Source organism: Methylomagnum sp., from assembly GCF_054333355.1.
Window position 1 is genome coordinate 1 of sequence record NZ_JBTEKS010000068.1, and the last position, 15286, is coordinate 15286.

The following is a 15286-nucleotide window of genomic DNA, read 5'->3' on the forward strand; positions in this document are numbered from 1 at the left end:
GGCGATACCCTGGCCGCGCTGGTGCTGGAGGCCGGGATGCCGAGCATGTTGCTGGGCGTGGTGTATTGCGACCGCTATCGGCTGGACACGTCGTTCTATGCGATGGTGGTGACGCTGACCACGGCGGTCGCCATGGTGTCGTTGCCGTTTTGGCATGAGCGGGCGGCGGCGTGGCCGTGAGTCTGTGGGTCGGGCTTAGCCCGACCTACGAGCGAAATCACCCGCGCCACGTCGAACGGCCAGCCGATTTCAGTTTCAGAGGTGGACTCCCGCAGTACGGGAATCCTGATGCCGTAGCGCTCGAATAATTCCGGGTCGTCGGCAATATCGACTTTCTCGAACGGTAGCGTCAAGCCGGACGCACGCGCCGCTTCGTGCAATATCGCTTCGGCTTGCTCGCAGAGATGGCAGCCGAGGGTGCCGTATAGGGTTAGGTGGATCACTGGCAAACCTTTACGCCGCCAACTCCCGCACCACCTCGGGATGTCTGCCGGCAATCGCAATCACCGTACTCGCCGCGCCGGTGGGCTGTCCCTCGCCCTGTTCCCATTGCTGCAAAATGGGCACCGAAACCCCCAGCAATCCCGCGAAGGCCGCTTGCGATAAACCTGTTTTAAAGCGCACCGCCGCCAAGGGTGATTCCACAAACCTACCATCGCCGGTCCGGGTCAAGATTCGGCCCACTTCGCCGCGCTTAATTTGTTCCAAAGCCTCGCGCAACTCCGCTTCCAAATCGCGCCCGGCATCGCGCTCCAGAATTTCCTGCTCAGATAATCTCGACATGTTCGGCAATCTCCCGCATGGCATTCAAAGTAACCGGCGAAATATTTTCACGGGCGCTCTTGGCATAAACGGTCAGCAACCAAATACGGCCCCGACCGTCTTGCACATAATAAATCACCCGCACCCCGCCGCGTTTTCCCATACCGGCGCGACTCCAACGCAGCTTTCGCACGCCACCCGTCGCGGGCACGACATCCCCCACTTTCGGGTTTTCCAGTAAAAAGCTCTGCAAATCGACAAACTGGTCATCCGAAAAATAATCCTCGCGGTAACGGCTAAACGAGGACAACTCGATAAATTGGTACATAGCCAAGGAGTATCTCGTCTGACCAAACTGCTAATGACCAAATAGTCGGCAAACTAAATCGCTGACTTGCTCGCTTAATTACTCCGGCTCATACGCCAACACAGGCGCCAACCACCGCTCCACCTCCCGTAATTCCAGCCCCTTGCGGCGGGCGTAATCCTCCATCTGATCCCGATTCAACTTGCCCACGTTGAAATAGCGCGACGCCGGGTGGGAGAAATACCAGCCACTCACCGACGAAGCCGGATACATGGCGAAGGATTCGGTCAAGGTAATGTCGGTATTGGCTTCCGCGTCCAATAACTGGAATAAGGTGGCTTTCTCGGTATGGTCCGGGCAGGCCGGATAACCAGGGGCCGGACGAATCCCCCGATAATCCTCGTTAATCAGTTGGGCATTATTCAAATGCTCATCCGCCACATAGCCCCAGAATTCCGTCCGCACCCGCCGATGCAGGCACTCGGCGAAGGCTTCCGCCAGCCGGTCGGCCAGCGCCTTGAGCATGATGCTGCTGTAATCGTCGTGCTGGGCGGCGAAGCGGTCCAAATGCGCCTCGATGCCTTCCCCGGCGGTGACGGCGAACGCGCCGACATAATCCGCGACGCCCGCCTCCGCCGGGGCCACGAAATCCGCCAGCGAGTAATTGGGCTGACCCGGCGGCTTCACGGCTTGCTGACGAAGGTGATGCAGCACGGCCAGGGTTTGGGCGCGGGTTTCGTCGGCGTAGACGACCACGTCATCGCCCACGCGGGCGGCGGGGAAGAAGCCAATCACGGCGCGGGCCTTGAGCCAGTTTTCTTCCACCAAGGTTTCCAGCATGGCATTGGCGTCGGCGAATAGCTGCCGGGCCTGCTCACCGACAACCTCATCATTGAAAATCTTCGGATAGCTGCCGGCCAGTTCCCAGGTGTGGAAGAACGGCGTCCAGTCGATGTACTCGACCAGTTCCCGCAGCGGGTAGCCGTCGAACACCCGCAGCCCGGTGAAGATCGGTTTGGGCGGGGTGTAATGGACCCAATCGCCGTGCAGGCCATTGGCTCGCGCCGCCGCTAGTTCGTGCATGGGCGCTTGGGCTTTGCGGCCCCCGTGGCGCTGGCGCACGTCTTCATATTCGGCGCGGATTTTGGCGACGTAATCGTCCTTCAAATCATCACTCAACAGGCTACCCGCCACACCTACCGCACGGGAGGCATCGGTGACGTAGACGGTCGGCGCGTGGTAATTCGGCTCAATCTTCACCGCCGTGTGAGCGCGGGAGGTGGTCGCGCCGCCGATCATCAGCGGGATGTCGAATTTCAGGCGCTCCATTTCCTTGGCGACGTGGACCATCTCATCCAGCGACGGCGTGATGAGTCCCGACAAGCCGATGATGTCCACCTTATGTTCGCGGGCGGCGTCGAGAATCTTGTCGCAGGGCTGCATTACCCCTAAGTCCACCACGTCGAAGCCGTTGCATTGCAGCACCACGCCGACGATGTTCTTGCCGATGTCGTGGACATCGCCCTTCACCGTTGCCATGAGAATCTTGCCGTTGGACTTGGGCGAAGGGTTGTTGGCCTTTTCCTCTTCCATATAAGGCATGAGGTAGGCCACCGATTTCTTCATCACGCGGGCCGATTTCACCACCTGCGGCAGGAACATCTTGCCCGCGCCGAATAGGTCGCCGACCACGTTCATGCCGTCCATCAACGGGCCTTCGATGACGTGCAGCGGGCGCTCGAAGGACTGGCGGGCTTCTTCGGTGTCGGTCTCGATGAACTCGTCGATGCCCTTCACCAGCGCATGTGCCAGCCGCTGCGCCACCGGCCAGGAGCGCCACGCCTGATCCTCCTTCTTCTCCACCGGGCCACCTTCGCCCCGGTATTTGTCGGCGATGGCGAGCAGCCGTTCGGTGGCTTCCGGCGTGCGGGCCAGGATCACGTCTTCGATCACGTCGCGCAGTTCTTCGGGGATGTCCTCGTAGATGGCGAGCTGCCCGGCGTTGACGATGCCCATATCCATGCCGTTCTTGATGGCGTGGTACAGGAACACGGCATGGATGGCTTCGCGCACCGGGTTGTTGCCCCGGAACGAGAACGACACGTTGGACACGCCGCCGGAAATCAGCGCGTGGGGCAGGCTGTCCTTGATGGTCTTGACGGCCTCGATGAAATCCAGGCCGTAGCGGTTGTGTTCCTCGATGCCGGTGGCGACGGCGAAGATGTTGGGGTCGAAGATGATGTCTTCGGGCGGGAAGTCCAGTTTCTCGGTCAGCAGCTTGTAGGCGCGGGCGCAGATTTCCACCTTGCGCTCCACGGTGTCGGCCTGGCCCACCTCGTCGAAGGCCATGACGATGACCGCCGCGCCGTAGCGCCGCACCAGCTTGGCGTGGTGCAGGAAGGCTTCCTCGCCTTCCTTCATGGAGATGGAATTGACGATGCCCTTGCCTTGCAGGCATTTGAGACCGGCTTCGAGGATGTCCCATTTGGAGGAATCGAGCATCACCGGCACGCGGGCGATGTCCGGTTCGGAGGCGATGAGGTTGAGGAAGCGGACCATCGCGCCCTTGGAATCCAACATGCCCTCGTCCATGTTGATGTCGATGACCTGGGCGCCGCTCTCGACTTGCGAGCGGGCCACGTCCAGGGCGGCTTCGTATTTTTCCTCGCGGATGAGGCGACGGAAGGCGGCGGAGCCGGTGACGTTAGTGCGTTCGCCGACGTTCACGAATAGGGAGTCCGGGCCGATGTTGAAGGGTTCCAAGCCAGACAAGCGGCATTGCGGTTCGATGACCGGCACGCGGCGCGGCGGGAAATGTTCCAGCGCGTCGTGGACGGCTTTGATCACCGCCGGACTGGTGCCGCAGCAACCGCCGACGATGTTGAGGAAACCTTGCTCGGCCCATTCGCGGATTTCCTTCGCCATGGCTTCCGGCGTCTCGTCGTAGCCGCCGAATTCGTTGGGCAACCCGGCGTTCGGGTGGGCGGAAACGTGGGTGTCGGCGATGCGGGAAAGCTCTTCGATGTGCTGGCGTAAATCCTTAGCCCCCAACGCGCAGTTGAAGCCGAAGGACACCGGCTGGGCGTGCTTAAGCGAATTCCAGAACGCCTCGACGGTTTGGCCGGACAGGGTGCGGCCCGAGGCATCGGTGATGGTGCCGGAGATCATCACCGGCAGCCGGACGCCGTGGTCTTCGCACCATTTTTCCACCGCGAACACGGCGGCCTTGGCGTTGAGGGTATCGAACACGGTTTCGATCAGGATCAAATCGGCCCCGCCTTCCACCAAGCCGCCGATGGCTTCCACGTAGCCGTCCACCAGCTCGTCGAAATGCACATTGCGGTAGCCGGGGTCGTTCACGTCCGGCGAAATGGAGCAGGTGCGGCTGGTCGGCCCCAACACGCCCGCCACGAAGCGGGGCCGATCCGGCGTCTTGGCTTCCATGGCGTCGCAGGCTTCACGGGCGACGCGGGCGGCGGCGACGTTGAGTTCGTAGACCAGTTCCTCCATGCCGTAGTCGGCCATGCTGACGCGGGTGGAGTTGAAGGAGCAGGTTTCGAGGATGTCAGCCCCCGCTTCTAAATAAGCGTCGTGGATGGCCCGGATGATGTCGGGCTGGGTGAGGCAGAGCAGGTCGTTGTTGCCCTTCAAGTCGCTGGGCCAATCGGCGAAGCGCTGTCCCCGATAATCGGCCTCGCCCAATTCATAGGTTTGGATCATGGTGCCCATGGCCCCGTCGAGGAACAGGATGCGTTCGGACAGCAGGCGTTGGAACAGGGCGGTGCGGGCGGCGTAGTCGATCATGGTGGGGATTTGGCGTGTATGGGGGGAAAGGGTGGGTATTTTAGTGGGTGTGGGGGGGTGGGGAAAGGCGCGTTGATACAGCGGCGGTGATGTCGCCGGGTTTGCTTCGACCTGTCATACAATCAAGGCCGCTTTCCCTATCGTTCCCACGGTCTCCGTGAGAAGGCCGCGTAAGCTCGCCCCAGCGCGCCGTGATATTTCGCGACGCGGGAACCCTTCGGCTGCGCTCAGGACAGGCGTCCGACGGATGCGTTCCTACACTGAGCGTGGGAATGATCAAAACAGCTAAATTTTAGGAGCAACATCATGAATACCGCTGATTTGATTTATCAGGAAGCTCAAACCTTGCCCGAGAGTTTGGCGGGCGAAGTATTGGATTTTATTGGTTTTTTGAAAACCCGCCATTCTGACATGGTGAAAAAAGAAACCGACGAGCTTGCTGAGTTAGAAGAGTTCTTTGCGCCTTATCTCCGAGATTTGTCGGATTTTCATTTTGATCGGGAGGAAGCCAATGAGCGCTGAGTTTATCGACAGCAATGTTGTTATTTACAGCGTCGATAAAGACGCGGTAAAGCGGCGTAAGGCTTTGGCGATACTTAAAAGACAGCCTGTTATTTCGGTGCAGGTGATGAACGAAACAGCCAATACCCTGCGCCGCAAACTTGGTTTCGAGATTCCTCAGATACAGCAGATTTTAACCAAGCTCATTCAGCAATGCCGGCTCTATCCGTTAGCGCCTTCCACGGTATTTTCGGCGCTCAAACTTGCCGAGCGATATGGTTTCTCGCATTATGATTGCGTGATTGTCGCGGCAGCGCTGGAGGCCGGATGTGATACCCTTTATAGTGAGGATATGCAGGATGGGCAGGTTATTGAGGGGCGGTTGCGGGTGGTTAATCCGTTTCGGTGATGTCCCACGCTCCCGATAAGAATTCAAATATATCCTAATCGCTAATTTCCTATCCAATTAAACGATAAACAACAATAACCGGGGGGGCCGGATGGCCGAATCTCAATTTAAGTTCGATGTTTTTCTGAGCCACAACATTAATGTGGTGAAGAACTGATTCGGCCCGCTGATCGATCAATCACACACCGCCCCACTCCGCAACGTGAATATTCACTCCGCTCCGCTATTGATGCGTTAGCGGAAATATGTCACAAATTGCGCCGTGATTTATTACGTTGCTTTTATGGGGAGTGCGCCATGCCTATCAATCGTGTCAATGCTGAAATCTCTCCGGCACAAGCCGACGCCATCCGTGCGGCCTTGGCTTCGTTGCGGGAGAACCTGCCGTTCTTGATCGACCTGACGCCGGATGAGCGTCAGGGGATGTTGAAGTTTGGGGAGAAGAACCGTTCTTTTGTGGCGAAAGCCTTGGCCGTGGCCGACCAGAACCCGGATATTTTGCCGCGTGGTTTCAATGTGGATGAGATGAAGGCGGATGTGAGGCTGGTGGAGGATTTGTATCCGTTGCTGCACACCGTGCAGGATTTGCTGGGGAAGCTTGAGGATACGTATTTCGCCGCAGGTAGCGAGGCTTATGCGGCGGCGTTGTTGGTTTATCAGTACGCGAAGGCGGCGAATGTGGCGACGGGTGCCTTGGAGGATGCGCTGGATGATTTGGGGCGCCGGTTTGCTCGACGGACCAAGGCCACGGGTGCGACGGGGAATGGGGGAGGTTCGGGGGCGTAGGGGGAAGGGTTCGGCGATGGGGGCGGGGGGTTCACGGTTCGAGGTTGGGAGGTTGAGGCGTGAACCTGTGGGGATTCAGGGATGAACCTTTTGCCTATGACGGTTGGGCTTTTAGGGATGGGGGATGGACCGGCGAGGGTTCGGGGATGAACCCTTTACCTTTGACGGTTGAGCTTATTTGGATGCGCGATGGACCGGCGAGGGTGGAACGGTGGGCCTGTCTGGGATGAGGGCTGAACCTTGGGGGATGGGCGATGAACCCTTGGGGGTTGAGGGGTGATCGTTTGGGGATGGAATCCGGTAGGCTGGGTTGAGGCACGAAACCCAGCTTATGTGTTCATTGTGGGGCTGGGTTTCGTGCCTTAACCTAGCCTATGGTTCTATTTCTTAAGGTTTTTGATAAAGCAACGTTTACCAGTTATATCAAAATAAAGGTGTAATCCATTGGTCTGGTTAAACTCTAATAACGAAGTTTTTAGTAGTAAGTTTCTCCCAAAAACAATTTGGGATTCAGAAATTATGTATTTGCCTGTCCCTTTGAGCGGCGCTCATCGTTCTGCCCTCGAGTCTAACGATTGGATGGAAATTTATCTTTCTGGAATTGAAGAAAAAGGCATTAAAGGAGGACCATCAGAAGAGGAAGCAAAGCAACATTTTATTCATCGTTTCCTTAATTCTGCTGCACGGGCACAGTGGGTTTGTGCCGACCCGAAAGATAAAAATTGCCATATAAGAGATATGATTTTTGATCAATTGGCTGATGGAAAATTATTTTTGCTTGATATTGCTTGCGGTAATGGCGCTGGAACTCTCGCAATTCTCAGTTTAATTTGCGAGCTTCGGGCGTCGAAGCGCATACCAAAACTGCCTGTTAACGTTTTTATATTGGGAGTTGACTATTCATCGGCAGCGCTGTTGCTATATCAAAAGTCATTAGTTCAAATTTCCCCATGGCTTGAAAGTAGTGGGATAAATGTTACCTTAGAGAGCGTGCCTTGCGATCTTAAAGTGCCAGGAGATTTTGACGAATCATTGGATTTCTTTTTTAATGAAGCAAATAAGAATGGATCGAATCGATTTTTGTGCGTTATTTCAGCTATTACTGGTATAAAAAAAGATGGGTTAGAGGAGCTGCATGACTCTTTAAAATTGGCTGCCATTAGATTGAGTCATAAAGGTAAAAATAGCTCTTGGCTTTGGATTGAGCCATCTATTAATAAGCCATGGCTTTTTAAGCTCATCAATTCGATTGCGTTTATACTTAAAAAAATAGCTCATAAATTTGTTAAAAAAGGGGAAGGATATAATATTGAAGGAGATGTTCCATCAATTCCAGACCCTGTTAGCCAAAAATTTGACTGGCTAGATCCACACAAGTCAAAGAAGGTACTGAGTTGGGTAATGGTAATGGCTTTCAGAGGCAATTGAACACATGGCTTATAAAGATGAAATGTTGCTTGTTCGAGCTTTAAACGCAACTCGACATGGTTACTTCCCTACTTACTTGGGGCTTCATCTTATCGGAGATCAATTGCCGAGTGGGCAAAATAGATATTTAGAGCGCACTATACTAAGACGATTGGCTTCTAGAGATTTGTGGAGATTTAAACGGTTTGCTCTTTATAAAGGATCAACACGCGATAATGAAAAATTATCTCACGACTACCGTGATTGCCTTGCACCTAGCTCGTTCACAGCGGTTGCCGAGGCGTTTATTTTAGCGCGTTTATCTAGCGATCCTGCCTTTAAAGTTTCTGATCGGGTATATAGCTATCTTTGGCCTAAAACACCTTATTCAGGTGGAAACTACCAGTTTTTTGCTGAAGGTTATAAGCGGCGAAACTTAGAAATATACGAAGCTCTTTCTAAGACAGATACGGTGGCAATAGTAGTTGATATAAAAAATTTTTATCCATCAGTTGATAAGGAACAGATTCTATCTCTGCTAGAAGAGAGGCTTGCTAAAGCAGGACAGGAACTTCAAGATATTAGAGACGCCATCATTGGCTTCTATTGTCAATTAATGTCCGCCAGTGTTAAAGGTATTCCAATAGGTCCGGCATGTGGGCACCTTCTGGGGCATCTTGTATTAGGTGGGGTTGATAGGGAACTTACAGAAAAATTTAAGACCAATTATTTTCGCTATGTGGATGACATTGTTGTCGTTTGCAGCGTCTTAGAAAAAAACGCTGTCCAGAAAATTATTGAAAATAATCTGAGTGGTTACGGTTTTTCTGCCAACCTAGACAAGATAGCCGTATTAAATAGGGAGGAATGGGAGCGATATATAATCCGAGATGACGTTTCGTCGGATGATGATTTTAGAGCCTTTACGAATGATCTTACTATTTATTTGGCGTTCCATCCGCAACGAGCAAATATAATTAAGGATATGTTCTTTCAGAATGGGCTTGCTATCCCAGTAAGCCGCCTACTTGCACGATCATCTTATTCTCGTTTTCGCCGTTACTTTATTCGTCAGTTAAAATTACCTTTGAAGATTTTTCATGCGGCTTCGGTATGGCTTTCAAAAGACGAGGATTTTTTGAAGCGATGCCTTCGATTAAAGCATACTTATGAAAGGGTTTTGCTAGAACGTCTTGCCGAGCCAGTGGAACAAGAACCAAGCCTTCGGAGATGGCAAATTCAGCGAATTAGGCGCGTTTTGAACACACTATTTTATCTGCGAGATTTTAATGAGTGGCAAGAAAATAACTGGCAATTCTCCAAGTTGCCTGAATTAATTGAGCAACAGGCATTAGCTGAAGCGTTGGGAACTGGCGTTGTGAATCCTATTCTTCCTTTTTATGGAAGAGGTGCTTCAGCATTCTCCGAAATATGGAGTGAGTATCGTCAATCGGCGGCTTCCTTTTTCTGGCCTGATAAAGGCTTGATAGAAGCTGAAATTGAAAGCTTGACTACATTACGCCTATATAATGTTATCAAGGCTGATTCTATGCAAATTTCTGGGAACCTGCCTGATTCCCGTTTAATGAAGATAGTAAATCAGACAACTATCACGCAAAGAAGTATACCTGACTTGTCATTCGATGATGAGTCTGAATCCCTACGACTTGGCGTTAGTAATTTAGAACTATCCCGGTTGGCACGCACTAGATATTCTCTTTCAGAAGGCACCGCGCTTGAAGCGCTAACTCTAACGGGCGCTGAGTATTTAAGCTAATTCCGTAGTCCGAGTAGGCGGGGTTGAATCTTTGCGAAAACCCAACTTATCTGGTCGGCGGAATGCTGGGTTTCGTACCTCAACCCAGGACCATAAGATGCGCTGAGGAACGAAGCGCATCATTCAGTTAATTGTGGATGCGCCTCCTTCGTCGGCACATCCTATGCGGGCTGAGAGAGAAAATATAAGGACAACCGCCAAACCTCTTCACCGGCGAAAAGCTCGACGCCCCGGCGGTGTGGCGGGTGAGGGATGGGTTTTTCGGGCGATAATCGTGGCTTAGAAAAGACATCATCCGTCGGAGGAATCCTAATGAATCCCCACCACACCATTCCCCAAGCTACCCCACCCACCGCCCACATCGACATCCCCCAAAACATCCTCGACTCCGCCCGCCTGAGCGTGGACGGCATGAAGCTGGAACTCGCCGTCGCCCTATACGCCCAAGGTCGCCTAGGTATCGGCAAGGCGCGGGAACTGGCCGGATTATCCCTATGGGAATTCCGCCAAATCCTCGCCTCCCGCAAGATTCCCCCGCACTACGACACGGAAGACTTGGCCGAAGACTTGGCAAATCTACGGGCCTTGGGTGAAAACCTGTGAGTTTGGTAATCAGCGATACTTCACCCCTGACTAATCTGGCCGCCAAATGCTGGGTTTCGTACCTCAACCCAGCCTACAAGAATAGGTATGCGTAGCTATATTCGCGCCCGAATTAAAGGCGGCTGCTATTTCTTCACAGTGAATCTGGCGGCGCGGCAATGACTTATTGATTCGCCATATCGAAGACTTGCGGACGGCATTCCGGGAAACGCGGCGAGACCATCCATTCTCATTGGATGGCGCGGTGATTCTCCCGGATTATTTGCATTGCTTGTGGCGCTTGCCACCGGATGACGATGATTTTCCCACCCGCTGGTGGCTAATCAAATCACGCTTCTCTCAAAGAATTGAGACTGGCGGACGGGTCTCAGCATCCCGCCAGAAAAAGCCGAAAGGGGAATCTGGCAGCGCCGGTATTGGGAACATGCGATTCGAGACGAACGGGATTATCAAAAGCACTTGGACTACATCCACTATAATCCCGTGAAGCACGGCTTTGCGCGTGCCGCTAAGGACTGGCCGTATTCCACATTCAATGCCTATGTGGGGCGGGGTACCTATTCAATTGAGTGGTCAGCTCCACAGGAAACCAGGAAGCTTGCGCTGGACTAAGCCAGTAACCAGTAGGCTGGGTTGAGGTACGAAACCCAGCCCCACGAGATACCCTAATCCGCCGCCAAATCATCTTCACAAGCGAAAAGCTCGACGCCCCGGCGGTGTGGCGGGTCAGGGATGGATTTTTCGGGCGGTAAGGTAGGGCGGGCCAACCCCACCCGCCACACATGAAAAAGTCTGTTGATCTTTCAACAGCCCCCCGCTCTGCCCCATTTTGGGTCTTCACGGGCATAATAAGTCGCCCCGAAGCTGTTCAATAACCCGTGGCGGGTCTTCCGCCGGGGTTCTTAAACCGCTTCGCGAGTGACCTTCAACCCGAATGAGCCGAGGAGCCATGTCCGCCATCCACCATGCTTTGGTCCTGAATCTACACCAGCCACCCGGCAACCTGGAACACCTGCTCGCCGAGCAGCCCTGGGAAGCCCGTGAAATCCTCTACGCCTACGACCGCATCCCACGGTTCCTATGGGGCTACGAGGACGTGGCGCGGGTGCATCTGTCGATGTCCGGCACCCTGCTGGAAACCCTGTCCAGCCCCGGCTTTCAGTCCAACGTGTACGGCCTCGTCGATTGTGGTTCCATGCTCTGGCATCTCCAGAACGAACGCATCGTCGATATTCTCGGCACCGGCTACTACCACCCCGTGTTCCCGCTCATCCCCGAAGCCGACCGCCCCGAGCATCTTTCCCGCTGGCAGGGCATCGCCCAGCACTTGTTCTGGCGCAACCAGTTCCAAGGCTTCTGGCCACCGGAAATGGGCTTCTCCATGGAACTCATCCCGCTCCTCAAGCGCTTCGGCTACCAATTCGTCATCGTGGACAGCGAGCATGTCGAGCCGGTCACGCCCATGACTTGGCATGAACTCCGCTACCGCCCGCACATCGCCCGCTATGAGGACGACGAAATCATCGTCGTCGTCCGCGACCGCGACCTGTCCGACGCCCAGGAATCCGGCATGGATTACATCTGGTTCGTGAAGGAAGTGGTGCAGCGCACCCAGCATTGCGATTTCGAGCCGCTGGTCACGACCTGCACCGATGGAGAGAACGGCGGCTTGTACCTCAACACCAACAACGACGTGAATTTCTGGGGTTCGTTCTACAAGGACTTGCTGGAGGAGTCCCGCAAGAACGGCCTGATTTGTCCGACCTTCATCAAAGATTATCTGGACAAACACGGCGCCCATGGCGAGGTCCGGGTGAAGACCGGCGCCTGGAACACCGGCTGGCACCATGGCCGTGATTTTCTGCAATGGACCGGCTCGGACATGCAGAAGCAATCCCTGGCCCGCGTCAAGGCCGTTAGCGACGCGGTCCACGAGGCAATGCAGGAAGCCACCGACCGGGAATTGGGCGATCAAGAGCGGAAGGAATTGGAGGAAGTTCACTGGCGGCTGCTGCGGGCCGAGACCAGTTGCAATTTCTACTGGGGCGAGGATTGGGTCCACCGCGCCCACACCGACCTGGACGCCGCCGAGGCCACCTTGCAGCGGTTCCGCGCCAAGAAATATTGCCTGAACGGCGATCCCGGCTGGCATATGGATTGATCCGCGAGGCGGCAATTCCAACCAAAAAAGGTCGCGTCGGCGGCCTTTTTGATATCCGGGCAAAGAATGAGCATTTCTCGACCGTCGCTGACTCCCCCGACCGAGCGCGATGTATGGATAATTCAACTGGCGAAGTGACATTCTGCTCCCCCTCCCTGCGGGAGAGGGTTGGGGTGAGGGCGATCAATGAAACTTTTCCTCCACCGCCATCTATGAAAATCCTGCCCAATTTATCCAGCGCTCGTCTCCGGTCTTTTTTCACGAATCCAAGCGCTATTTAGTCGCTGTCGCCTCGACAATTATTGGCCTTCCGCAAGGCGATTATTCCCCGCAAATACCCTTTCCATTGCGGGTGAATTTATATCCTTTTGCCCCTACACTTCCCCACAACGCTAGCCGGAATGGCTGTGGCCGTTTCAAACACAAAGCCGGTCGCCCGTTCACGGGCCGTCCTCGGATTTTGGCTCAACACGCTGGAAAACCAACAGGCGTAAGGAATTCAGCCGACGGCTGATCCCCTGCCACGGGATCCAGGGCCGTTCAATGCTCCGATTCGGGCCGTTCGCCCTGAGGTATCGAAGGGTGAATAGCCCGAATCGGCTGGGGGTTCCGTTCATGCTTCGATACCTCAACACGAGCGGAACCCCCAGCATTGAACGACCCTGCCACGGGATCGCCCACTTAAGGATTCTTGGAGAATGCTCATGAAAACCAATCAAGCCCTGGCCTATATCCGCCAACTTTGTTGTCTGGGGCTGAGCCAGGAAGCCATGATCGGCGAGTTTCTGCGGGCCGTGAAGTCGGCTATCCCGTCCTCGTCCAATGTTTATGTCGGACTGGGCGAAAACCGTTACCCCAATCATGTCATACCGGAATACGTGATACCCGAGGTGCTGGATGTTTTCATCCAGAACACCGCCGAGGTTTTGACGCCTGAAATGGTTAGGAAAAACCTTTCCTGGTTCAGTTATCAAGCGGTATTGGATGACCCAGGCATTATCTGGAAAAACTTTTATCGTGGCGATTTTTTCAATCTGGTGTGGCGTCCTTACGACCAATATCACTGTATTCAGGCCTTGCTCCGGGCGGATGGGGCCGAGCGCGGTTTTGTGCATTTGTTCCGGTCCCGCTCACAGCCTGGGTTTTCAGTGGAAGAGAAAAACCTATTCGCGCATTTGTTGCCCTATGTGGAACACGGCTTGACGGCAGCGCCGGTTGAGCAGGCCGATCATAGCGGCGGCGAATTCGGGATGTTTGTCATGGATTCGAAAGGGGGGTTGATTTTCGTCAGCGAAACCGCCAGAAACCTGTTGCGGCTGGCGAGATACCCCCATTTCCCGACCGGGACAGGCATTTCCTCAGGAGTATTGGAAATCCCGCCCGCGCTAAGCCGGCTTTGTCACAGCTTGGATGGGATATTCCGGGGCGAGGATAAAGCTCCGCCGGAATTCATCCATACCAATGCGCGGGGCCGGTTCGTGTTCCGCGCCCAATGGCTGGACCCCATGAACCGCGAGCCGGGCGGCTTAATGGGCGTGACCGTCGAGCATCAAGAGCCGACCTCGCTCCGCTTGCTGCGGCGGATCGGCGAGTTGCCCCTGTCACCGGGCCAGATGGATGTGTGCCTGTTGCTGGCGCAGGGCCATGCCCACGAAATCATCGGCCAGCGCTTGAATATCAAGCTGACCACCGTCCGGGACCATGTCCGCAAAATCTACGACAAGCTGGGTATTCGCCAGCGCGAGGATTTATTGGATTTATTGGGTAATCGTGCCGGGATTCCCCGGTAAAAATAACCGCCATTCCGGAAAGGGAGGTGGGCTTAATTGGTTGACAGCAACACTGTCGGAGCGCGGGCCTCTGGCCCGCGAGCGGGCGAGAGGCCCGCGCTCCCAACGGGATAAATCAATTAAGCCCACCACCCCGGAAAGCTCCTATGGGGAGTTTGGTGCGCCAACGCGGATATTTATGACCCAGTCACCAACGCCTGGACCCCCGCCGCCAGTCTCGCTAACGCCCGCTCCGGCCACACCGCCACCTTGCCACGGGATGGGCGTGTTCTGGTAGCAGGCGGAAACAAATCCAACGCGGCCTCCTATGACAGCTATACCAGTATTTGGGCCGGTGGTTCCCTGCATACGGAGGCTCTGGTGTCAGCGCCTTGGGAGCTTTCATCGACGCGATTGCGGACTGGTCGCTGGCCTCGGGGGGGCTGACCCTGTTGCTCGGCGAGACTTATACGGGCAGCTTCCCGGCCACGGGATTGGCGAGCTTCGCCATCAACCCGGACGCCGAAGCGGGCGGTCTTCCTGTGTCTGGGTTGATCTATCTGGATTACGAGCTGATTAATTATGATTCGACCGTGGATGCGGGCACTCTGACCGCCCAGTACAGCGGCCAAAACGCTTTGGCCTCGGTAACGGTCCAGGCGTTCGTGCCTGCGCCGGGGGCGGCGGCTCTTCTGGTTCTAGGCTTGGTGGGTTTGGTGGGGGACCGGGCAAGGAAACGGCGCTAGTGGCCTAAGCGCGTTTAATTTACGGGTAAAGCCGTCTAAGCTTGATGTGCGTGTCGTGGGTCGTGAAGCGCCAGTTCACGGTGTGACGCTTGAAAAGGTGGAAATTCCCGTTCATTAAGCAAGTTAAAACTTGGGAAAACTGGTGAGTGTCGACGGCAGCTTATATCCGAGCGGGGGACTCGGAGATGAGTGGCGGGCCACCGCCGACAACCCAATTATACGCAACGAGTTTGCGCGTAATATGGAATTTGTCA

The 15286-nt window shown here is 54.9% G+C and carries 14 protein-coding genes and 1 pseudogene; 11 read left to right on the forward strand and 4 right to left on the reverse strand.

The features are described 5' to 3' along the window. Positions 1-180: AEC family transporter (locus ACXWUF_RS07640; protein WP_458494077.1), on the forward strand; the 180-nt coding region annotated here is incomplete at its 5' end. On the opposite strand, the gene ACXWUF_RS07645 is transcribed toward ACXWUF_RS07640, so the two are convergent. The 4 genes from ACXWUF_RS07645 to metH all read right to left on the reverse strand — a co-directional run bounded on the left by ACXWUF_RS07645 (position 96) and on the right by metH (position 4873). Continuing rightward, entirely contained in the window at positions 96-443 is a 348-nt protein-coding gene (locus tag ACXWUF_RS07645; RefSeq protein WP_458494090.1) for a glutaredoxin family protein, read from the reverse strand. The two genes, ACXWUF_RS07640 and ACXWUF_RS07645, sit on opposite strands and share 85 nt — an antisense overlap. A gap of 10 nt (positions 444-453) precedes the next feature. Further along, positions 454-783 (reverse strand): helix-turn-helix domain-containing protein, encoded by a 330-nt coding sequence (locus ACXWUF_RS07650; RefSeq protein WP_458494078.1) that lies wholly within the window; start codon positions 781-783, stop codon positions 454-456. Continuing rightward, the gene (locus ACXWUF_RS07655; RefSeq protein WP_458494079.1) at positions 767-1090 is read right to left on the reverse strand and encodes a type II toxin-antitoxin system RelE/ParE family toxin; all 324 of its coding nucleotides are present in this window, start codon (positions 1088-1090) and stop codon (positions 767-769) included. Before ACXWUF_RS07655 ends, ACXWUF_RS07650 begins: the two co-directional genes overlap by 17 nt. Positions 1091-1168: 78 nt before the next feature. Beyond that, the gene (metH, locus tag ACXWUF_RS07660; RefSeq protein WP_458494080.1) at positions 1169-4873 is read right to left on the reverse strand and encodes a methionine synthase; all 3705 of its coding nucleotides are present in this window, start codon (positions 4871-4873) and stop codon (positions 1169-1171) included. 306 nt (positions 4874-5179) lie between these two features. Here metH and ACXWUF_RS07665 point away from each other — a divergent pair, with 306 nt between their 5' ends. The 10 genes and pseudogenes from ACXWUF_RS07665 to ACXWUF_RS07710 all read left to right on the forward strand — a co-directional run bounded on the left by ACXWUF_RS07665 (position 5180) and on the right by ACXWUF_RS07710 (position 15032). Then, complete coding sequence (locus ACXWUF_RS07665; RefSeq protein ID WP_458494081.1) at positions 5180-5395, forward strand: DUF2281 domain-containing protein; 216 nt, start codon at positions 5180-5182, stop codon at positions 5393-5395. Further along, a complete protein-coding gene (locus ACXWUF_RS07670) occupies positions 5385-5783 on the forward strand; it encodes a PIN domain-containing protein (protein WP_458494082.1) in 399 nt (132 codons plus the stop codon). Before ACXWUF_RS07665 ends, ACXWUF_RS07670 begins: the two co-directional genes overlap by 11 nt. 297 nt (positions 5784-6080) lie before the next feature. Beyond that, complete coding sequence (locus ACXWUF_RS07675) at positions 6081-6569, forward strand: hypothetical protein (protein WP_458494083.1); 489 nt, start codon at positions 6081-6083, stop codon at positions 6567-6569. Positions 6570-7088: 519 nt separating this feature from the next. After that, positions 7089-7997, forward strand: coding sequence for a hypothetical protein (locus ACXWUF_RS07680; protein ID WP_458494084.1), 909 nt, complete (start codon positions 7089-7091; stop codon positions 7995-7997). Positions 7998-8001: 4 nt separating this feature from the next. Continuing rightward, positions 8002-9753, forward strand: a complete 1752-nt coding sequence (locus ACXWUF_RS07685; RefSeq protein WP_458494085.1) for an RNA-directed DNA polymerase — start codon at positions 8002-8004, stop codon at positions 9751-9753. Positions 9754-10065: 312 nt separating this feature from the next. Then, positions 10066-10356: a UPF0175 family protein gene (locus ACXWUF_RS07690; RefSeq protein WP_458494086.1), complete on the forward strand. Its 291-nt coding sequence runs from the start codon at positions 10066-10068 to the stop codon at positions 10354-10356. Between the two features lie 87 nt (positions 10357-10443). Beyond that, a pseudogene (locus ACXWUF_RS07695) lies at positions 10444-10968 on the forward strand (REP-associated tyrosine transposase). Between the two features lie 337 nt (positions 10969-11305). Beyond that, on the forward strand, positions 11306-12517 hold the full coding sequence (locus tag ACXWUF_RS07700) for a glycoside hydrolase family 57 (protein ID WP_458494087.1): 1212 nt from the start codon (positions 11306-11308) through the stop codon (positions 12515-12517). A 704-nt stretch (positions 12518-13221) separates the two neighbouring features. Further along, positions 13222-14307, forward strand: coding sequence for a helix-turn-helix transcriptional regulator (locus ACXWUF_RS07705; RefSeq protein WP_458494088.1), 1086 nt, complete (start codon positions 13222-13224; stop codon positions 14305-14307). Between the two features lie 371 nt (positions 14308-14678). Beyond that, positions 14679-15032 (forward strand): hypothetical protein, encoded by a 354-nt coding sequence (locus ACXWUF_RS07710; RefSeq protein WP_458494089.1) that lies wholly within the window; start codon positions 14679-14681, stop codon positions 15030-15032. Positions 15033-15286 lie beyond the last annotated feature (254 nt).